The organism is Anaerofustis sp., from assembly GCF_019420015.1.
Lineage (GTDB): Bacteria > Bacillota > Clostridia > Eubacteriales > Anaerofustaceae > Anaerofustis.
Genome location: NZ_JAHZIA010000001.1, coordinates 57,640 through 79,439 on the forward strand (window position 1 = coordinate 57,640; position 21,800 = coordinate 79,439).

General features: G+C 31.0%; 25 protein-coding genes. 2 read left to right on the top strand and 23 right to left on the bottom strand.

The features are described 5' to 3' along the window. From QZ357_RS00325 to QZ357_RS00380, 12 genes are all read right to left on the bottom strand, one after another. The coding region (locus QZ357_RS00325; RefSeq protein ID WP_290770590.1) for a Mur ligase domain-containing protein at positions 1–305 on the bottom strand (305 nt) is incomplete at its 3' end. Positions 306–489: 184 nt separating this feature from the next. Continuing rightward, positions 490–1,191, bottom strand: coding sequence for an RNA polymerase sporulation sigma factor SigE (gene sigE, locus QZ357_RS00330; protein WP_290770591.1), 702 nt, complete (start codon positions 1,189–1,191; stop codon positions 490–492). Between the two features lie 14 nt (positions 1,192–1,205). Next, positions 1,206–1,691 carry a sigma-E processing peptidase SpoIIGA gene (locus QZ357_RS00335; RefSeq protein WP_290770593.1) on the bottom strand — a complete coding sequence of 162 codons (486 nt, stop codon included), beginning with the start codon at positions 1,689–1,691 and terminating at the stop codon, positions 1,206–1,208. 318 nt (positions 1,692–2,009) lie between these two features. Next, positions 2,010–2,729, bottom strand: coding sequence for a GntR family transcriptional regulator (locus QZ357_RS00340; protein WP_290770597.1), 720 nt, complete (start codon positions 2,727–2,729; stop codon positions 2,010–2,012). A gap of 113 nt (positions 2,730–2,842) precedes the next feature. Further along, on the bottom strand, positions 2,843–3,616 hold the full coding sequence (spo0A, locus tag QZ357_RS00345; RefSeq protein ID WP_290770598.1) for a sporulation transcription factor Spo0A: 774 nt from the start codon (positions 3,614–3,616) through the stop codon (positions 2,843–2,845). An 81-nt stretch (positions 3,617–3,697) separates the two neighbouring features. Beyond that, complete coding sequence (gene spoIVB, locus QZ357_RS00350; protein ID WP_290770599.1) at positions 3,698–4,975, bottom strand: SpoIVB peptidase; 1,278 nt, start codon at positions 4,973–4,975, stop codon at positions 3,698–3,700. 73 nt (positions 4,976–5,048) lie between these two features. After that, positions 5,049–6,746 carry a DNA repair protein RecN gene (gene recN, locus QZ357_RS00355; protein ID WP_290770601.1) on the bottom strand — a complete coding sequence of 566 codons (1,698 nt, stop codon included), beginning with the start codon at positions 6,744–6,746 and terminating at the stop codon, positions 5,049–5,051. A 1-nt stretch (position 6,747) separates the two neighbouring features. Next, positions 6,748–7,206 (bottom strand): arginine repressor, encoded by a 459-nt coding sequence (locus tag QZ357_RS00360; protein WP_290770603.1) that lies wholly within the window; start codon positions 7,204–7,206, stop codon positions 6,748–6,750. Continuing rightward, positions 7,196–8,059: an NAD(+)/NADH kinase gene (locus tag QZ357_RS00365; RefSeq protein WP_290770604.1), complete on the bottom strand. Its 864-nt coding sequence runs from the start codon at positions 8,057–8,059 to the stop codon at positions 7,196–7,198. Before QZ357_RS00365 ends, QZ357_RS00360 begins: the two co-directional genes overlap by 11 nt. A gap of 3 nt (positions 8,060–8,062) precedes the next feature. Then, positions 8,063–8,866, bottom strand: coding sequence for a TlyA family RNA methyltransferase (locus tag QZ357_RS00370; RefSeq protein WP_290770605.1), 804 nt, complete (start codon positions 8,864–8,866; stop codon positions 8,063–8,065). Beyond that, the gene (locus QZ357_RS00375) at positions 8,866–9,417 is read right to left on the bottom strand and encodes a hypothetical protein (protein WP_290770609.1); all 552 of its coding nucleotides are present in this window, start codon (positions 9,415–9,417) and stop codon (positions 8,866–8,868) included. The genes QZ357_RS00370 and QZ357_RS00375 overlap by 1 nt, the downstream gene beginning before the upstream one ends. Positions 9,418–9,525: 108 nt before the next feature. Continuing rightward, positions 9,526–9,732, bottom strand: a complete 207-nt coding sequence (locus QZ357_RS00380) for a hypothetical protein (RefSeq protein ID WP_290770610.1) — start codon at positions 9,730–9,732, stop codon at positions 9,526–9,528. 73 nt (positions 9,733–9,805) lie between these two features. Between QZ357_RS00380 and QZ357_RS00385 the strand changes: the two genes are divergently transcribed. Continuing rightward, complete coding sequence (locus QZ357_RS00385; RefSeq protein WP_290770611.1) at positions 9,806–10,438, top strand: DUF421 domain-containing protein; 633 nt, start codon at positions 9,806–9,808, stop codon at positions 10,436–10,438. Continuing rightward, a complete protein-coding gene (locus QZ357_RS00390) occupies positions 10,438–10,818 on the top strand; it encodes a DUF4363 family protein (RefSeq protein ID WP_290770612.1) in 381 nt (126 codons plus the stop codon). Before QZ357_RS00385 ends, QZ357_RS00390 begins: the two co-directional genes overlap by 1 nt. On the opposite strand, the gene QZ357_RS00395 is transcribed toward QZ357_RS00390, so the two are convergent. The 11 genes from QZ357_RS00395 to QZ357_RS00445 form a co-directional block, all read right to left on the bottom strand. Then, complete coding sequence (locus QZ357_RS00395; RefSeq protein WP_290770613.1) at positions 10,805–11,656, bottom strand: prephenate dehydrogenase; 852 nt, start codon at positions 11,654–11,656, stop codon at positions 10,805–10,807. The genes QZ357_RS00390 and QZ357_RS00395 overlap by 14 nt on opposite strands. A gap of 10 nt (positions 11,657–11,666) precedes the next feature. After that, on the bottom strand, positions 11,667–12,830 hold the full coding sequence (locus QZ357_RS00400; RefSeq protein ID WP_290770615.1) for a TraB/GumN family protein: 1,164 nt from the start codon (positions 12,828–12,830) through the stop codon (positions 11,667–11,669). Positions 12,831–13,132: 302 nt separating this feature from the next. Next, complete coding sequence (locus QZ357_RS00405; RefSeq protein ID WP_366934098.1) at positions 13,133–13,486, bottom strand: DUF1667 domain-containing protein; 354 nt, start codon at positions 13,484–13,486, stop codon at positions 13,133–13,135. Next, positions 13,486–14,745: an FAD-dependent oxidoreductase gene (locus QZ357_RS00410; RefSeq protein ID WP_290770617.1), complete on the bottom strand. Its 1,260-nt coding sequence runs from the start codon at positions 14,743–14,745 to the stop codon at positions 13,486–13,488. The genes QZ357_RS00405 and QZ357_RS00410 overlap by 1 nt, the downstream gene beginning before the upstream one ends. A 1-nt stretch (position 14,746) precedes the next feature. Then, a complete protein-coding gene (locus QZ357_RS00415; protein WP_290770619.1) occupies positions 14,747–16,198 on the bottom strand; it encodes an NAD(P)/FAD-dependent oxidoreductase in 1,452 nt (483 codons plus the stop codon). 239 nt (positions 16,199–16,437) lie between these two features. Beyond that, a complete protein-coding gene (locus QZ357_RS00420; RefSeq protein WP_290770622.1) occupies positions 16,438–16,860 on the bottom strand; it encodes a type II 3-dehydroquinate dehydratase in 423 nt (140 codons plus the stop codon). 2 nt (positions 16,861–16,862) lie between these two features. Continuing rightward, complete coding sequence (locus QZ357_RS00425) at positions 16,863–17,795, bottom strand: SPFH domain-containing protein (protein ID WP_290770623.1); 933 nt, start codon at positions 17,793–17,795, stop codon at positions 16,863–16,865. A 2-nt stretch (positions 17,796–17,797) separates the two neighbouring features. After that, entirely contained in the window at positions 17,798–18,256 is a 459-nt protein-coding gene (locus QZ357_RS00430; RefSeq protein WP_290770625.1) for an NfeD family protein, read from the bottom strand. 154 nt (positions 18,257–18,410) lie between these two features. After that, positions 18,411–18,956, bottom strand: coding sequence for a 6-phospho-3-hexuloisomerase (gene hxlB, locus QZ357_RS00435; protein ID WP_290770630.1), 546 nt, complete (start codon positions 18,954–18,956; stop codon positions 18,411–18,413). After that, on the bottom strand, positions 18,949–19,857 hold the full coding sequence (locus QZ357_RS00440) for an ARMT1-like domain-containing protein (protein ID WP_290770632.1): 909 nt from the start codon (positions 19,855–19,857) through the stop codon (positions 18,949–18,951). Before QZ357_RS00440 ends, hxlB begins: the two co-directional genes overlap by 8 nt. 133 nt (positions 19,858–19,990) lie before the next feature. Further along, positions 19,991–21,760: a hypothetical protein gene (locus QZ357_RS00445; RefSeq protein WP_290770636.1), complete on the bottom strand. Its 1,770-nt coding sequence runs from the start codon at positions 21,758–21,760 to the stop codon at positions 19,991–19,993. Positions 21,761–21,800 lie beyond the last annotated feature (40 nt).

Consider the following 21,800-nt stretch of genomic DNA (forward strand, 5'->3'; position numbering starts at 1 on the left):
GGAAAAGAGTAAAATCTGTTTGAAAAATACGCAAGTGCATCTCTGGTATTTTTGCACTTTATATATGTAATACCAGGATTATAGTCATCCAAATCTTCACTGTGGCAAATTACGAAAGCCCCATTTTGTATAGCTTTATCAATAAATTTATGCCCGTTTGTTTCGTATCCTTTTATGGCAAAAAACATGGATCCTTTATTGCATTTTCTGGAATCAAAAGTTAAATCTAAAATATCTGTGTTTTCTATGTTATCATTACCCTTTAAAATGTAATCATAACCTTCAATAATACTTTTTAATTTCAAAACTAAAGCTCCTTATTAAAAAATCATACCATTATTTTCTTATTAAACAGTATTTTAAACTTTATGATTTTTTATATATTTTAAAACTCTACATAAAATAATAACATTAATTTATCATAAAATAAATACCTTTAAATAAACTTAATATAATATTCATTAAAAAAGAAGGCAAAAGCCTTCTATGTTATGTACACATTCTTTTAACTTCTTTTTTTAAATTTGAAATAATTCTTTTTTCCAATCTGGAAATATAAGATTGAGATATATTAAGCATATTTGCCAATTCTTTTTGAGTCTTTTTTTCTTTACCGTTAAGACCAAATCTGTAATTTATGATTTCTTTTTCACTTTCTTTTAAATTATCTATCGCAAGAAGCATTATTTCTTTATTTACATCATCGTCTATTTTGTCTTTTACGGGATCTCCGTTTGTCCCAAGAATATCCGATAAAAGAAGTTCGTTCCCGTCATAATCAACATTAAGAGGTTCATCAAGAGAAATCTCTCCCCTTATTCTGTTTACTTTTCTTAAATGCATGAGTATTTCATTTTCAATGCACTTTGAAGCATATGTTGCCAGCTTTATGTTCTTCTCAACCTTAAAAGTCTTAACCGCTTTAATGAGTCCTATGGTTCCTATTGAAATCAAATCTTCAACGCTGGCAGAAGATGTATCAAATTTTTTTGCTATGTAAACAACAAGCCTTAAATTTCTTTCTATCAATATACTTCTGGTTTTGTTTGTTTTATCACTGTTAAGCCTGCTTAATACCTCAGTTTCTTCTTCTTTTGTCAAAGGTGGAGGGAGCATATAAGAACCGGATATATAAAACAGCTTATTTTTATTAAGCTTCTTTCTTTTTAACATCACAAATAAATTAATCATAAAAACCCCCAAAGCTATTTTATTATTGATACGGGAAGCAGCGCTTCCGACAAGTCAATATCAAGTATACCGATACAAGGATTATAAATTATCTTTTTATATTTATTGTTTTCAAGAATAATTTTGTCAAACCTTAAAATAGGAAGAATATTCTTTTTATCGGTAGTAGTGTAAAAAGTGTAAGTAAGATCATTCCTTACAGACAAAGGAAGATTGTTATAGATAAACAGATAATCATTATAATCTTCCAGAGTAAAAGAAAGATTGGTATTTAATATCTCATTTATTATTTTACTGTGAACTATGATTACGTCTTCTCCATTAATACTTTTTATAAAATTTCCCGTATCCAAATATCCGACAAATGAAATATTTCTCTCTTTAGAATATAACGTACATGAATAATAAAGTTTAAACATTATATTATTTAATTTTCTAAATAATATATATGCACCTAAAGCGGTAAAAATACCTGTAAAAATATTTCTTTTGTTAAACATTTCCTTCACCTCTGATGCTATTTTACACTTTGAGAATTAATCTTTTTGTCATAAAGAAATTATATGAATTTGTTATAAAAGAATATAATAATATTTAAAATCAACCGATTTATTTGTGCTTTAAAACAAATTTAATATGTTTTGTAATGAGAATGCCAATTAAAAATCTTTTTTGTTGCTTTTAATGCTAATCATATTGAAATGAGAAATTAAATAACCTATTTGGAAATATTTAATATAAATCAAGAATAAAAAACAAAAAAGCCTTTTCGTTTTTAACAAAAAGACTTTATAAAATAAAAATATTAAACTGTGATTTTATTTTTCTCTTCCGACCATTTCAATTTCCAATTCATATTTACTTCCCACAATTTTGGAATGGTCAATACAAATAGGTTTTTGCCCCATAAAACAGGTCCTTTTAAGTTCTATCAATGCATTGCCTACAGGGATATCAAGCATTTGACTTTCCTCGAATGTTGCATTTTTTGCAGAAATAAGTTCTGTAGCAGAATCAAAGCTTATTCCATATTCTCTTTCCAAAAATGCATAAAGTGAAGTTATATCATCCTGTCTTTTCATTATTTCGGGAACATCTTCTTTTCTTAAATAGTTTTTAACTATTGCTATAGGAACACCATTTGCAAGCTGTATCCTTTGAATTCTTATAATCATCGTACCATTTTCTATTCCCAATCGCTCACTTATAAAATCATCTGCAGCTACGGTATCTATAAATATGTTCTTTGGTTTAACATCATACCCTTTATGTCTTAAAGTTTCAGATACAGACGTAACATGATTTAAACTTTGCATTGTCTTGTTATCTGTAACGACTGTCCCCTTTCCCTGTTGAGCTTTTAAAAAACCTTCTCTTGAAAGTAAATCGACAGCCTTTCTTACAGTCGTTCTGCTGACATTAAACATCTTTTCTATTTCGGGTTCAGGCGGTATTAAATCTCCCGGTTTATAATATCCGTTTTCTATCTTTTCTTTAAAATACGTATAAAGTTTGCTATATTGATATACTTTTTCCATTATTATTACCCCTTATTGATTATTCATATATTTTAATATAAAAACATATTTAAATCAACAAAAAAGAGTGATAAACATCATTATCACTCTAAATATTTATATAAAATTGTCTATTATGCATATTGTCCTATGTCAAGTCTCATTTTATCAGCTACCATTGCAATGAATTCTGAGTTAGTAGGTTTTCCTTTGTTTTGATCTATTGTATAACCGAATATCTTATCTATAGTTTCAACTCTACCTCTGTTCCATGCAACTTCTATTGCATGTCTTATGGCCCTTTCAACTCTGCTTGGTGTTGTATTGTATTTTTCTGCAATCATTGGATACAATGTTTTTGTTATTCCACCCAAAAGTTCAACATCATCTATGACAAGCTTAATGGCTTCTCTTAAATAGATGTATCCTTTTATATGAGCAGGAACTCCCACTTCATGCAAAATAGAAGTAACCATAACTTGATAATTATTATCTTTTTTATCTTGTGTTTCTTTTGGTTCATCCTTAACATCAGGAGAAAAATAAGCATCTATTTCTCTAGATAATTCATTAAAATCAAAGGGTTTTAAAAAGTAATAGTCAGCTCCAAGATTTACCGTTTGTCTTGTAAATGATTCTCCGCCTACTGCCGACATCATAATTACATGGGGAGAATAATCCTCCATCTCTTTTTTGTTTAACTTTTCAAGCACTCCTATACCGTCAAGCATAGGCATGATAGTATCCACAAGCAGAATGTCGGGTCTTTCTTTATCGACAATATCAATCAAATCTTTCCCGTTTCCTACTACTCCCACCACATTATAATTTTCCTGTTCTTCGAAATGGTCTTTTACAGCCAAAGCAAATTTCTCATTATCATCTGCAATTGCAACTTTATATACCATAATTTCTCCTCCTGATTAAATATTATTTTGTTTTATTTTAATTTCTTTTAAAGATTACTACAATTTTAATGCAAAGTTTGTCTAATTTTGTTTAGTTAACAAATCTTCTAAAAGCCATTCTATATATATCCCATACCCTTTAGTTGAATCGGAAATAAAAACATGTGTAACGGCACCTACAAGCTTTCCATCCTGAATTATAGGACTGCCGCTCATACCTTGAACAATACCTCCGGTTTTCGATAGAAGCTCTTTATCTGTAACTTCTATAAGCATACTTTTAGTATTCTTCTTTGTTTGTCTGTAAGTTTTTTTTATTTTAATGTCAAAAAGCCTTGGACCGCTACCGTCAACAGTTGTTAAAATCTGTGCATCCCCTTCTTTTATTTTATCTTGAAGAAGGATGTTTAAAGCTTTGCCAGAAGAAGCTGATTTTTTCGTAACATCTCCGTAAATACCATAATCATTATTTAAATTTATGGAACCTATTACGTCTTTTTTATCCGCTTTTAATACTCCTCTAAGCTCACCAGGTGAATTCCTTCGTCCTTTGACGATACTTATTAATTCACTTTCTATAACATCTCCGTTTTTTACCGGCATTATAATACCGGTATCAACGTCATTTATGCTATGTCCTAAAGCAACAAATCTTGTCATATCTTCATTGTAACATGTTAAAGTTCCTATTCCCGCAACACTATCCCTCACCCATAACCCGATTTTATATTTATTGTCTTTCTTTGCTTTTTCAGGTAGTATTTTTATGGTTTGTTCAGTATTTTCTCTTTTTATGACCATAGAAACTTCTTTATGAGTTATTTTATTAAGCTCGTTTATAACTTCAGTGGCGTTATAAACTTTATTACCGTCAATCTCAAGTATTATATCCCCCATCCTTATACCTGCTTCTTTTGCCGGACAGACCTCATCATCATCTTTATTTATAAAAGACTGAAATTGTACGGCAATAGCACCTTTGGTGTTCATATTTACACCAACCAAACTTCCGGACGGGAAAAGTTTTACATTTGGGATAACATTTATATTGTAATTATTTATAGGAATAAGTCCAAACAACTTAGCTTTTAATTTATATTTACCTGTGGAATTGGAGTAAACTTTAATTTTATCATCATCAATTTTATATTCCGAATTGGATTTTCCGTTTACTTTTAAATCCTTGCTTTCATTTTCAAGTTTACAATTCTTAGGCAAATTTAATGAAACACTGGTAGTTTGACTTGATAAAACAGCTATTTCTTTAGTATTGTAATTAAGCAATAATAGATAAGCCGAAAATATTAATATTATAGTTAAAAACCCTAAAAGAATTTTTTTGTTATTTATTATTTTCACACTTTTTACCTCGTTTGTTTTTTTATATATTTTTTCCATTTATGAAAAAAATATAAACAAACTTATAAAGTGTTTAAGATTTTTTTATTTTTTCTGCATTAGTAAGCATATCTTTAGCATACATCAAAGCATTATTGCTTATATTTTCACCGCTGATAATCCTTACCAATTCATTTACTTTTTCTTCTTCGTTTAATTTTACGAATGAAGTGTACGTATTATCTTCTCGTATTTCTTTTTTTATGAAATAATTAGTATCTGCCATAGATGCAATTTGCGGAAGATGGGTTATAGCAAGTATTTGATGATTTTTGCTGAGTTCCCACATCTGCTTACCGACAACAAGGGCAGTTTGACCGCTTATACCCGTATCTATTTCATCAAAAATCAAACAATCAATATTATCGTTTTGAGAAAGTACTCGTTTAAAAGACAGCATAACTCTGGATATTTCGCCTCCGGATGCAACCTTATTCAATGCTTTTAAACTTTCTCCTTTGTTTGTTGAAATGAGGAAAGTAATATCGTCAACACCTTTTTTTGTATATAGATTATTTTCACTCAAATCTTTGAACTGTGCTGTAAAAACAGTCCCTTTCATTGAAAGAAGTTGTAAATTTTCTGTTATTTTACTGCAAAAATCTTCTGAAGCTTTAATCCTTTTTTCTCTCAATTCATAAGCAGCTTTTAAATATGTATCTTTCTTTTCCGCAAGCTCTTTTTTAAGTGCTGCTATTTTTTCATCATAATTATTAATAAGTTCCAACCGTGAATTTATTTTATCTTTATATTCCAAAATTTCTTCTATTGTAGAACCGTATTTCTTTTTAAGATTATTTATTTTATTTAATTTGCTTTCTATATCGTTAAGCTCAACAGGATCAAAGGTTATGGAGTCTCTGTAATCCCGAAGGAAGAAAACTACCTCATCAATAAGAGTCTTTCCTTCTCTAAGCATTTCAATATTTTCTTTTACGCTTTCATCGAATATCTCCACTTGAGAAAATGATTTATCGGCTTCCGATAAATTTTCAAGTACGTTATTTTCGTTTTTATATAAAAGAGAGTATGTTTTGTCAATATAATTATAAATATTTTGCGAATTTAAAAGTATTTTTTCCCTTTTTATAAGCTCTTCATCTTCACCGGGTGTAAGTTCGATCTCATCAATTTCTTCAAACTGTCTGGTAAGAGTATCAAAGTTATTTTCATTATCTTTTGCTTTGTTTTTTATTTCATTAAAATCTTTTTCTGCTTTCTTAAACGAACTATAAGAGTCTTCTACTTTTCTTAAAATATCTTTTATCTGATTATTCGCATATGAATCCAAAAAATCCAAATGAGTATGTTGATTTAGAAGCTTTTGATGCTCATGTTGACCGTGTATATCAATAAGATGGGTTCCTACCTCTTTTAAAGTTGAAACATTAACCAAAGTAGAATTTATCTTACAAATACTTCTGCCTTTGACATTTATCTCCCTGGATAAAATCAAAGTATCGTCGCTTATATCTATCGAAAGTTCATTTAAAACCCTTCTTAAATCATCATTATTTTCAGGAATGGTAAACAAAGCTTGAATGCTTGCCTTGTCTTTACCTGTCCTTATGTTCTCACTCTTTGCATGCTCTCCCAAAACTAAGGATAATGCCCCTATAATTATAGATTTTCCTGCTCCTGTTTCACCTGTTATAATATTCAAGCCTTCTTCGAAATCAATACTTAATTTATCTATGATTGCATAGTTGTTGACATTAAGCGATAACAGCATATTATTTTCCTTTCTTCAAAAGTGATTCGAATTTTTTCACAAGTTCTTTTGCACTGTCTTCGTTTCTTACCAAAATAAACAATGTATCGTCTCCTGCCACAGTACCTATAACCTCATTCAACTTAAGTGCATCAATTGCAACTCCTGCCGCCTGAGCCATTCCGGTTATAGTATGAAGGCAAACAAAATTATTGGCATAATCAATCGTCAATACCGCTTCTCTGAATACATTAACTATTCTGTCATCCAAATCAGAACTTTGATTGGTGTACGCGGCATATTTATATTTTCCGCTTTTGGTCATTACTTTTACGAGCTTCATTTGCCTTATATCTCTTGAAACGGTTGCTTGTGTTACATTTATACCGGCTTCACGTAAATAATTTGTCAAATCTTCCTGCGTCTCAACCTCATATTTGTTTAGTATCTCCAAAATTTTCGAATGTCTGTCAATTTTCATTATCAATTTCTCCTTCGGCAATAGGGTTTTTTATTTTATTTACAAGTAAAGAATAGAAATTATAATCATCAAATCTGATAAACGGTGCTTTTAAACTGCTTTTCTTTACTATTATTTCATTTCCTTGAATTTTAGGTTCCATACTGTCTATGTATATACTGGTTATGCAAGGATTGAATTTTATTTTTACAACATCTTCACTACTGACTATTATACTTGTACTGTTTAAAGTATGAGCACATATTGGATTTATAATAAATAAATCACAATTTGGATTTACAACAGGTCCTCCGCTTGAAAGATTATATGCAGTTGATCCTGTAGGTCCGGAAATAATTACCCCGTCAGCAAGATAATCGGCAAAAACCTCATCATTTATATAAACTTTATATTCGGCAACCCCATAATGATTTTTTCTGAACAACACAGCATCATTAAGAGCAAAACCTATATAATTATTTTCCTTATCATATACATCTAATAACATTCTTTCGTCAAGAGTATAGCTCCCATCAAGAGCCTTATCTACATATTTTTTCCATTTGCCTTTTTCTACGTTTGCCAAAAATCCGACTTTACCGAAATTTATACCCAAAATAGGTTTTTGATACTTACCTATTTGAGATAAAGCTTTTAGTATTGTTCCGTCTCCCCCTATTATTATAAGAAACTCAACTTTTTTTATATTATCTTCGTTAAGTATAGAAAAATTATCAATATTCGGATTGTTCAAGGGCTCTTCAAGATACATATGAATGTTTCGATCATACAGATAATGCACGATTTGCCTTGTAAAGTCCATATATTTATCTTTTTTATAATTCGTTATTATTCCAACATATCTTTCTTTCATTTTCTAATTGAGCTCCTTATGCGACTTTTCCACACACTCTTCAACAGCAAGATCTATATCAAGTAGATTATCTTTGTTTTTTGTTACTAGAGCAATAAACTCCCTGTTTCCTTTTGGTCCTTTTATCGGAGAATAATCTAATTTTTCTACATATAATCCTTTATCTTTAAGACCGTATATTACATCTTTAACAACTTTTTTATGTATATTTATATCTTTTATAATTCCGTTTCCGACCAATTCCCGCCCTGCTTCAAACTGCGGTTTTATCAAGCAAATATAAATTCCGTCATCTTTTAAGAATTTAAGTAAGTTATCGGCAAGTTTTAATATTGAAATAAAAGAAACATCCATAACAGCAATATCTACGGTTTCACCTATTTTTTCAAATTCCATATTTCTGAAATTTGTTTTTTCCAAACAAACAACCCTAGGATCTTTTCTCAACTTGTAAGCAAATTGTCCATATCCTACATCAATGCTGTAAACTTTCTCTGCTCCGTTTTGAAGCAAACAATCCGTAAAACCTCCGCTAGATGCACCTATATCCATACAAGTTTTATCTTTAACATCAACATCAAATACTTTTATGGCCTTATCAAGTTTAAATCCACCCCGACTCACAAAAGGATTGTCATTTCCTTTAATCATAATATTAGAATATATATCAACTTTTGTTCCTGCCTTGTCAATCCTTTGATCATTTACAAATACAAGTCCTGCCATTATAAGTCTCTTGGCTTTTTCTCTGCTTTCTGCCATACCGCTTTCAAAAAGAAGAACGTCTAATCTTTCTTTTTTATTCATTATGACTTCCTCCTTCTAAAAGAAAATAATTCTACAAATACAGCAGCTTTTCGCACTATTTCAGTAGAGTTATTCATGGAAATATGTTTCCCGAGCGCCTTTCCTCCAACGGTTAAAGCCGCAACCAATCCATTTAAAATTATGCTTATAACAACGGTTTCTTTTAGGTTATATATGGCTGCTATTTTGACGATAATTATTGCGACCGTTGCACCGCTTATAATACCGCATATATCACCTATTACATCGTTACATATGTTGGATACCTGTGAAGCTTTTGATACAAGATCCACGGCTTTTCTTGCGCCTTTTACTTTATTTGCGGCCATAGCGTTAAAAGGAGCAACTCCTTCTGCTGTAACAGCCGTTCCAACCATATCACATATTATACCTATGGCTATAATGGCAAAAAGAACAAATAATGCACCAATCAACCCTGCATTACCTACAAGAGCTTCACTTATTACATTAAATGACATAGATAGTATAAAAGTTAAAAAAGTAATCTTAATTGCCCAACTTTTTCCATCTTGTTTCTTATCCTTCGACATATTTCCTCCAATTTCCATATATTATAACATAATTTTGTTTTATTTGAATACCTATATTAAACAAAGCATTTTTATATCAAAAATAAGTCAATTTTTCTATAAAAACAACTACATATAGTAGTTATTGCGTTTTATATCCTCATTATCTGCCAACCGTTCAATATTATTTGATATCTTTTTTATATCATTAAAATAACTTTCTATTTTTCCTCTGAGATACCCCAGAAAAGAAATAAGCGATACCAATACGATAAATAAAAGCAAAGGATTTACTATATTAATTATCTCCTTAAAATAATTAAAAAAACTGTTCATATTTATACTCTCCATGTTATAAAAATCCATTTATATCATATACTAAAACCAAAAAAAAAGAAAGGTTTTAATCATGTTAATTTGTTTTATTAGAGTAGCCGTAATTTACTTTCTTGTTCTGTTTGCTATAAGATTTCTGGGAAAGAGGCAAATAAGCGAATATCAGCCTTTCGAGCTGGTAATAACGATAATGATTGCAGATATAGTTACACAACCTATAGGTGATGTAAATATCCCTTTGCTAAATGGTATTATACCTCTTATAGTTTTGATTTTTCTTCAAACAAGTATTTCTTTTTTAACCTATAAAAATCAAAGACTACGAAGTTTTATATGCGGAAAACCCGAATATTTGATATACGACGGTAAATTAATGCAAAAACAAATGTCAAAAATGTTAATTGGAATAGATGACTTATGTGAGCAACTCAGAAATAACGATATATTGGATTTAAATGAAGTATCATATTTGATTTTAGAAGCAAACGGAGATCCTAGTTTTGTAAAGAAAAGCGGAGAAGGTCTTCCAATAAGCCTTATTAAGTACGGTAAAAGATTAAATGAGAGCTTTCAACTGGTAAACTATACAAACGAAAAACTTACCAATATGTTAAAAAAAGAAGATATATACAATGATACAGATGTATTTTGGGCATATGTTTACAACAACCAACTATATGTTATAAGAAAGGATAAATTGCAATAATGAGATCATTTGGTTTTGCGGCATTTTTGCTGATTATATTGTTCGGACTTAACGTTTATTGCTATAACTATGTAAAAACATCAACGGAAGAATTAAGTACTTCAATAGACAGGTTGATAAATTTAACGGATAATAAAGATTATAAAAATGCTGCTGTTAATTTTAATATGTTAAAAAGAAAAACAGAAGACAGTAAGAAAATATGGTTTTTAATAATAAACCACCAAGAGATAGATAACGTAGACGTAACATTAAAACAGTGCGAAGCTCAACTAAAAAAAGAAGCCGACAAAGAACTGACGGCTTCCTTAAATTCTCTGAAATATTATATAAATAATATATACGAAAGAGAAAAAGTTAATATAACTAATATTTTTTAGAGTGGTTTTCGTTGCTTTTTTCTTTTAATATTCTTCCTTCTCTAAGCAGCTCTTGCATTTGATTTATATCATCTTTTTCGAGAGCTGTCTTATATTCGTTGATTTTATTTAAAATATTATCAATTTCAAACAATAACGCATCTTTATTCATAATAAACAACTCGCTCCACATATATTCATTTAACTTTGCAACTCTTGTTAAATCAAGAAAACTTCCTGCAGAAAAACCACGCTCTTCCAAAACAGAAGGACTTTTTACATAAGCATTTGATACCACATGTGCAAGTTGAGAAGTAAAAGCGATAATTTTATCATGTTCTTTTGGAGTCGTTATAACACACTCTTTAAACTGCATTCCTTTCACTAATTCTTTTATCAATAATATTTTTTCTTCATTTGTTTTTGCCGTTTTTGTAATAATAAAACTGGCTCCTTTAAATAAATCATCTATCGCGGCATCATATCCCCAAAGCTCTCTTCCTGCCATTGGATGAGCTCCTATATAATCCACGCCTCTTTTTAAAGCTTCAGGCTCAATTGCACTTACTATTCTTTCTTTTACTCCGCATAAGTCAATGAGTGTACTTCCCTTTCTCATTGTTTTTAATATATCTATACTTACTTCAATTGTATTTATAGGATGAAGAGCAACTACTGCAATGTCTATATTTTCCATATTGTCAAGAAGAATAATATCATCTATGGTTGAGTCTCTCTTTGCTTTAACGAGAGTCTCATTATTAATATCAAATCCGTATACATTATGATTGGTGTTTTTCTTTATTCCTTTTGCAAAAGACGCACCTATAAGTCCCAGCCCTATTACAGCTATATTCATTTCTCACCTCTTAAAATATACTCAAAAAACTTTTAAAAATATCAGCACCGGCAACAATAGTTCCAACAGTGCTTCCTATATTCGCAAATGTTACTACCAGTAATATTTTTGTTATCCTGTTTTTCCAAAGACCTTTAAAACTGTTTAAATCTTCGCTTAAATTTTCAAAATCCGAAACCTTAGGCTTTTTAATATGTGCTTCAACCAATCCGGCAAACCACCCTGCAGCCAAAAGAGGATTCAAAGAAGTTATGGGAGCTGCCACAAATGCCGTAAGAACAGAAGGTAAGCTCCCAAGTGCAAAAATAACTCCCAGTGCACTTAATGTACCGTTAAATAATATCCAGCTTATAATCTGTGAAAATCCGGTATCTAAATTTCTAAACATGCTTATAATAATCATCCCTATTATAAACAGAGGAATCGAGAACCCTATAATTTTACCGGTTTTACTGCCTTGGGGAATTTCTTCTATATCTTTCAAATCAATATCTTTTTCAATGTTTTTAATTATACCGTTCAAATGAGCCGCTCCGACAACAGCAACAATTTTATTACCATCAGCATGTTTAATTTTCTGAGACAGATAAATATCCCTTTCATCGACAAGATATGTTTTTAAATCGGGGAAATCTTCACTTATTTCAAGAAGAGCATTCTCGATAAAGTCTCCTTCTTTTATGTTTTCCAAATCTTCTTCCGTCAGTTCTTCATCCTCAAAAAAGCTCATTATAAGCCCGGATAATAACTTCATTTTTTCCCATAATGACATCTTACGGAATATTCTTAAAAAGGTTGTCTTTATATCTCTGTCTGCCAAAGTAAGTTTTACATTCATTTCTTTTGAAAGATTAATGGCATTTATCATTTCTTGACCGGAATTTATATCAAAACTTTCAGCTATTCTTTTCTGATAAGAACTCAATATCAAGTTTACAAGCAATAGCGTTGTCTTCTTTTCTTTAATGACATTTACAATATCCGTATCTTTCCATTTTTCATCATTTTCTAACGAGGAATACCTTCCTTCGTCCAACTCGATACATATATTATCGGGTTTTATTTCCTTAATTACTTCTTCGACTTCCCTTGCACTTTCTTTTGAAACATGAGCTGTTCCCACTAAAGTTATGTCTTTATTATTAATTGTAATATGTTTTATGTTTTCAGACATATTTTCTCCTATTCATAAAAATAATATTTATAATAGAAAATTTAAATTCTAATATTATAAAACTTTATTACTAATCGGTACAATATAGAATTTATCAATTATAGTCATATAAATATTATAGAGGTCTTTTCTTATTAAATAAAGTATTTTATAACTATTTCATAAAATAATTTATTTACGATATATTATTGCACAGTAAAAAATAAAATAAACTTACATATAAAAAAGTCCTTATAAGGACTTTTTTATTGGTTAAACATATTAAATTAAAGTTAATTACAGAAAAATATCATCATAAAATTTTAATCATTTCTTGTAACAACAAGATCAACTCCCGTAGAGCAAATATCCTTCTTTGCAATATCTCCTATTCTAACCGGTGATTTTAAAGTAATCCCGTTTATTTCTTCCATTACTTCAAATATCTTATCCTTTGGAATGCTTCCGTTCGTTCTCACACTGGTAACATTATCTTTTCCGCCTTCTACTTTTACGGTAGAGGTTACGACTCTCTTAGGCTCTACTATCTCTTCTCTTGCGTATTTATCACCTCTGGGACAAAAATTACCTTCTACAGTAAAAACCTCTTTACCCTCATAATCGACAGTCAGGCTACATCCTCTCGGACAACATATACATGTTAATTCTCTTTTCATTATTTACAAGCCTCCTCAATTTCAAATGTAAGTTTCCCTTTTTCATCTTTGATTAAATCTTTTTTTATACTTATATTAATCATTTCACCCGGTAAAAATTTAAGCTCTTTTTTTCTGAATATCTCTTTACCGTTAAGTTTGGCAACAATACATCCTCCGGCAATCACTTTATTTACTCTCATAAACATTGATACATCTTCTTTTAAGTCTTTGGTGGAAATACTTTGCGGTACAGTATATGAAATAGGAAGGACCCCTTTTGTTTTAATATCTTCATTTACGGTATTCCCGTTTTTGATATAATCGGCTGCTCCCTTTCCTGCAATAAAACCTTCATTTGACACAAAATCTACAAGATCGTGAACCTGTAATACATTTCCGCAAGCAAATATACCTTCTATGCTCGTTTGTCTGTTTTGAGACACATAAGGTCCTCTGACTTTTGGATCTATTTCTATTCCTGCCATATTTGAAAGTTCATTTTCAGGAATAAGACCTACAGATAAAAGAAGAGTGTCACAAGGAATAACTTCTTCTGTTCCTTTTATTGGATTTCTGTTTTCATCAACTTTTGCAACCACAACAGCCTCAAGTCTTTCATTTCCCTTTATATCAACTACCGTATGCGCAAGCTTTAAAGGAATATTATAATCCTCCAAACACTGAACAATATTTCTTTGAAGTCCGTTTGAATAAGGCATCAATTCAAGAACACATTTTACCTTAGCACCTTCAAGAGTCATTCGTCTTGCCATTATAAGACCTATATCCCCTGAACCTAAGATTACGACTTCTTTACCTACCATATACCCTTCCATATTTACAAATCTTTGAGCTGTTCCCGCAGTCATGATACCGCTTGGCCTTGCCCCTGCCATATTTAAGGCTCCCCTGGTTCTTTCTCTGCATCCTGTTGCAAGAACTACAGCAGTAGGTTTTATCTTTTGATATCCCGTTTCTTTATTTAAAAAATGAATTGTTTTATCTTCTTCTAATTTTATAACCATTGTATCGAGCATTACATCAACCCCGAGTCTCATAATGGTATCTATATCTTTTCCTGCATATTCAGGGCCGGCAAGCTCTTCTTTAAATCTGTGAAGTCCAAAACCGTTGTGAATACATTGGTTTAATATTCCTCCAAGTCTTACGTCTCTTTCAAGAATAAGAACATCTTTTACTCCGTTTTCTTTTGCCGATATAGCGGCACTTAACCCAGCAGGTCCACCACCTATAATAACCAAATCATAATTTTTCATATTAGTTGTTACCTCCTTTATTAAGTTTTCCTGTTAAAATGTACGAATCTTTTCCTTTTTTGGTAACATCTTCATAATTCATATCATATTCTCTTTTAATGATTTCCATTACCCTAGGTGAACAAAAACCGCCTTGACATCTTCCCATTCCGGCTCTCATTCTTCTTTTTACTCCGTCTAATGTAGTAACTTTTATTCCTCTGTGGAGTACATCCACTATCTGTCCTTCTGTTATAGTCTCGCATCTGCAAATAACTCTTGCAAATCTAGGATCTTTTTTTATAAGCTCATTTATTTCTTCCTGGGTCATTTTTTCAAGATCTACATAACCTTTTCTGTTTGGATTAAAGTTTTTGTTTTCTTTCAGTTCCAATCCCGCTTTTTTGACTATATCAACCAACATTTCCGCAATTGCATAAGATACTGTAAATCCAGGAGATTGAATGGCCGCGGCATTGATAAATCCTTTTGTGGAACTCTCTTCTATAATGAAATCTTGAGAATCAGTAACGGCTCTGAGTCCTGAAAATTGAGTTATAACTTTACTTTTATCTAACTTATTTATTAAAAATCTTTCTGTTTGTTTCCATACTGAATCAAGAGTCTGTGCATCTGTTGAGACATCTTCTTTGTCATCTATGTATTCTGCATTCGGACCAACCAATATATTTCCGTCATGAGATTGAGTAAGAGCAATACCTTTTGAGTGCGCTTTTGGTGTAGGGAATATTACGGGATGAACTTTACTTGATTCACACTTGTCAAGAAGCATATACTCCCCTTTTCTTGGAGTTATTTTAAATTTAGTATCACAAATCATGCTCGAAATTTTATCAGCATAAACACCTGCTGCATTAATAACGTATTTCGCTTTATATTCATTATCTTTTGTTTTTACGGTAAAAGTCCCGTCTTTTTTATTTATATCGATAACTTCTTCGTTAAAATAAAAATCAACTCCGTTTGCTATTGCATTTTCTGCTAAAGCAACACAGTATTGAAACGGCATTGCAATACCTGCGGTTTTACAGTATAAAGCCGCAACTACATCATTTGAAATATTAGGCTCTATTTCGTGTATTCTGTCAATATCGATTATTTCGGTTTCAACACCGTTCTTATTTCCGTTTTCCTGTAATTTCTTTAAGGTTTCGATATCTTCATCATCAAATGCCAATACAAGAGAACCGCATCTTGTATGACCGAAATGAAGTTGTTCATCAAGTATCGTAAAAAGTTCATTACCCCTTTTTGATAGTTTTGCTTTTAATGTTCCGTGTGTGGCATCATATCCACCATGAATCATTCCCGAATTCGCTTTTGAAGTTCCACAGGAAACATCCTCTCTTCTTTCGACTACGGCTATATCCAAATCATACTTTGAAAGTTCTCTCGCCGTTGAACAGCCTACAACACCTGCACCTATAATTAGCACATCATACATTTCTTTCATTACATCCTCCTTGTAAATACAAAAAAACAACATAATACACTTTATAACAATAAAGCATAATATGTTGCGGTTTCTCTTCTAATCTCTTCCGCTATTTAATTGTAATTAAATTATTTTTCTATATTATATATCTTTTCGTAAATAATTTCAATAGTTTTATGTTACTTATGTAAAGTTTTTTATTAATATGAAAAAATGTTACACAAAAAGCAGCGAGATATCGCTGCTTTCATAATACACTATAAAGATTCCAAGGCCATTAAATATCCATCTAATCCCTGACCTATTATTCTCTTATAAGCAACCAAAGAAACATACGAAAGCTTTCTAAACTCTTCTCTTTCACTTATATCACTTATATGGACTTCTATTATACGTCCTTTAAACATCTTAAGCGCATCCAATATTCCGATTGAAGTATGTGTGTACGCGGCAGGATTAATTATGATATCATCAAACTCATCAAGGGAATTTTGTATTTTTGTTATTATGCTGCCTTCACTGTTTGATTGATACATCTCAACCAAATAACCAAGTTCTTTAGCTTTCTTATTAATAATTTCACATAAGTAGTTGTAATCTTCTTTCCCGTATAAATCTTTTTCCCTTCTTCCCAGCATATTTATATTAGGACCGTTTATTACCAAAACTTTCTTATCCATGATTACTTATTAACCTTTTCGTTTTTACTTAAAGTTTCAATATTATCATCATCAATTGTTTCTTTTAAAGAAGTTAACAATCCTGCCATATTTTGAATTTCCGAAGGTATGATAATCTTCGTAGATTTTCCTTTGGAAACTTCAGAGAATGTTTCAAGGGATTTTAATGCAAGGTATTCATGAGAAGCTTTTGCCTCATTTATCATTCTTATACCTTCTGCATTAGCTTCCTGCATTTTTATAATAGCTTCGGCATCCCCTTCTGCTTTTTTTATTTTGCTTTGCTTTTCGGCTTCAGCTCTTAATATTGCAGCTTCTTTTTCACCTTCGGCTATCAAAATCGCACTTTTCTTTTCCCCTTCTGCTCTTAAGATACTTTCTCTTCTTTCCCTTTCTGCTTTCATTTGCTTTTCCATAGCATCTTGAATTTCTCTAGGAGGAAGAATATTCTTAAGTTCCACTCTGTTAACTTTAATACCCCAAGGATCCGTTGCTTCATCCAATATAACTCTGAGTTTTGAATTAACGACATCTCTGCTTGTTAATGTCTCATCCAATTCCATTTCACCTATAATATTTCTGAGAGTAGTCGCCGTCAAAACTTCAATTGCCTGAATCGGTCTTTCTACACCATACGTATATAGTTTAGGATCTGTTATCTGGAAGTAAACGACAGTATCTATTTGCATTGTTACATTATCTTTTGTTATAACAGGTTGTGGCGGAAAATCTATCACCTGTTCCTTTAAAGATATCTTCTTCGCAACAACCTCAATAAATGGAACCTTTAAATGAAGCCCCGTTTCCCATGTGGTTTTATATGACCCCAATCTTTCAACCACATAAGCGTATGATTGCGCAACAATCTTTATATTTGTAACCAAAACAATCAAAATTAAAATAATCAGTAATATAAAAAGTACTATACCAAACATTTTTAACCCTCCTTATCATTTTCTTTTTGTACAATTAAATGTACCCCTTCAATTTTTTTGATTTTTACTTCTTCATTTTCTTCTATTATTTCATCGGTAAAAGAATTTGCAGACCAAACCTGACCTTTTACCTTTACCTGACCAATACCCAACTTGTTGTCTATTTTTGAAATAACGACAGCACTTGTACCTATTAAGCTATCTGCGTTTAAAGGTACAATATCCCTTTTTATATACTTATGATATATAGGACAAGTAATACAAAGGAAAACTACCGAAGTAACAAAAAATACAACTATTTGAAATATAATTCCAAAATCCATAAAGCTCAATATCAATGATATAAGAGCCCCTCCGGCAAACCAAATAGAAACCAGCTGCGTAGTCATGAGTTCCACAACCACAAAAGCTACCAGAAGTATTAACCAAATCAATATCATATTCTCATTTGTAATATTCATTTTCCCTCTCTCCTTTTAAGTATTATATCATATTACAAAATAATTAAATCACTTCTAATAAAAAATTAATAATTTATCGTCTATTGTATTTTAACCTTTAAATAAAAAAATACACCGCTTTACAAAACTGCCAAACGATGTATTTATTAAAATTCTACTCTAAATTTGCATGATTTTTATACATTTCCGCGCCATCAGTATCTATGTCTTCCATTAAATCCAATATTACAGAATCACAAACCAGCAATAAACCTTGTTCAAACAACGTTCCCATAGGTTGTATTGATTTACCGCTGTCTGATTTATCTTTTGCCTGAGTTTCTATTTTTACAACACAATCTGCCACTTCCGCAATGCCTTCTTTGTCATTAGATGAAATAAGTGCGATTTTTGCACCCATTTCTTTTGCTTTTTTTGCCATTGCAACAAGTCCTGAAGTTTTACCAGAACCGGAACCCAAAACCAAAACATCTCCTTCTAAAATAGCAGGGGTTGTCGTTTCACCTACAACATAAGTCTTATACCCCATATGCATAAGTCTCATAGCGAAACCTCTCATCATAAAACCGCTTCTTCCCATTCCTGCAGTAAAAATTCTGTTTGAACTTTCAATGATTTTTTTGAATGCTTCAATTTGAGCATCATCAACCTTTTCCATTAATTCTACTAATTCATTAGCTACTTCTTTTCTCTTATTCATCTCTTCCTAGTACCTCCCAAGTTTCTTTCATTCTAGCTTTTACATTTGAATATTTATCACTTATAAACATTTCCTGCATCATTTGTGCATCCAGTGCATCACAATAAAATTTGCATTTACAAAGGAAAAAATAGTAAACATTATACTTACTTCCTGACATAACTTCAAAGTTAGCCATTCCTTTTGAAATAATAATGTCTGCATTGTCAAGTACTTCAATACATTCCTTTGAACATTTCGGTAAATATGTACCTACGATATCATTACCGTTAGGAACAATATCCGCATAATCCGCCATTCCCGCCTCATATGCTTCTTTTGGTGTCGCATCACTGGAAATAGGATAAGATGCCGGAACAACCGTAATATGTTTTTCAGGATATACTTCCTTTAATTTTTTACATAACAAAGCATCTAAAACAACTTCTCCGACATTATCAAGAAGTATTACTATCTCTTTTGAGTCTTCAAGTTCAGAAATAAACTTAGCATAAAGCTCTTCATCAAACTTAAAATCTTTTACGTTATTAATAATTTCTTTTAATTCATCAAATGTTAAATTGGGCATTGTTGAGAAATCAATGACATTACCCGCAATAGCAAATTTAATCGCGTCATTTATTACATCATCACTCTCATCAAGCATACTTTCAATATCATCTTTCATATCCAAAATACATTTTTGGAACTTTTCTCTTGCTTCTTGATGTATATTGTCAGTTTTTAAATATCTTCTGGTAATTCTCTCCCAGGCAGACTCCATTTCCTGATAAGGAGCTTCTCTTACAGCATCAGAAACTTCTTTTAAATATTGTTCTCTTTTTTCTTCCGGTATAAACTTTTCTGCGATTTTTGTATACCTTTTTCTGTTACATTCAAGACATGCCTCGCAATTAGCCATAACCCCTCCATAAACTTAACTTTTTATTTTATTTTACTACAAAAACAAATAAAATCATAGTAAAAACTTTAAAAGCCGATATGATTATTATCAATTTCGGCTTTTATTTTTAATTTATAATATATCAATATTACTATTCGTCAAAGAACTCCAGAGCTTCGGCGTACTCATCATATTCTTTTTCACCATGCTCTTCATTTTCTTTAACTACACTTTCATTTGAATCAATATCCAGGCTTTCTTTTGTTTCATCTTCTGAAGATATATCTTCTTTACTTTTTAGATCTTCTTCATCGCCTGCAAACCCTTCACTTGTCTCATCCATTTTAGCTACTTCACTTATTATATCTTCAATATCTTCTTGGGATATTTCCTCTTTTTCGCTTAAAGGTTCTAAATCGGATTCCTCCTTAAAATTATCTTCTCTATGCTCAAGGATATTTTCAAACAATTCTTCTTCATCGATAACCACTTCATCATTTTCAACTTTTTCGATATCATTAACCTTAAAGTCATATCCAAAATCATCAGAAGTTTCTTCATCAATATCGTTACCGAATTCATTAACATCAACACCCGTATCGTTTCCGCTTCCTTCTTGCTTAAATGTTAGATTTATATTATTGTCTTTTTTATCTTCGAATAATGTTTCATCAACATCTTCAAAAACAAAACTATCCTCATCATCATTGTATTCATCATTAACAACTTTATAAAGACTGCGTTCCGGTTCATCATCATTTTTTACAAGTTCAAAACCAGCTTCGCTTTCTATATCTTTACTATCGGAAATCTCAAAGAAATCAGGTTCATTACCGCTAACGGCAGACATTGCGGCAACTCCGCTTCCAAGTTCTATACTTTCTTCGTTTTTATTATTTATTTTATTTTCAATATCTTTTTCTATGTCTTTATACTCAGATAAATTATTATTTTCAAAAGAAAGATCTTCTTCTTTGCTATCTTCACCCCTAGGTCTTATTTTTATATCTTTTAAACTAGGGTATAACTTCATTATTTGTTCAACGGTAAACACTGTTTCTCCGTCAACCTCTTCGTTCTCGTCGGCTTCTTCCAAAACTATTTCGTCATAATATTCATATTCATCATCCCTGCTTACAGGTTCAATCCCAAGAGCCCTTTTCTTCTTAAGCTCTTTTTCTCTTAATCGTCTTTCTTTGCGCTCCATTGCACGTTTTTCTGCCTTCAAATAAAGGCTCATCAATAAAATATATAAAATAACACAAAGTATACCTATTAAAATAAACGGAGTATAATCAAAATCCTCCAAATTAATACTGGATATCGCCTTATTTATAAAATCATAATCTGTAATATTGCTTTTTTCAAGAGAGTTATCAGTAAATATAAAGTAATATACATTTCCCTGATCTATTGTAAATAAAACAAGACCATGACCTGTCATTTTTTTATTGTCTGCACTGGTTATTTTCGTATTATAAAAAATTTTAAATGCATTTCGCCTGTCCATTTTAAAACTTTCAACAGACGTAACACTTGGAGATGGAGCAAATTGTTTTACTATTTTATCTCCGTTTTCTTTTAAATAGCTTTCGGAAGCATAAGTATTTTCAAATACATCACTTTTTAAATCAAGTTTATCGGTATCCCTTATATCATATTTATCAATATCATCATCTGTTATCAAATCATCTACATCTTCAACTTTTATCTCAAGTCTTATTTGATCTTCATAAGGGATTATAACCGAAGACTGATTATTTTCCATCAAAACATTTTTGATATCTTTTGGAACTTTAATACTGTATAAATATTTGGTATTATAATATTCATCATAAGAAGTAAACCCTAAAACGAAACCGTTAAGAGTTGTAAATGCTATTAAAAATATTGTACAAAAAGTTAATATCTTCTTTTTCATAATAGTCTTATCCTTACTTCTAATTACCAATAATAATACC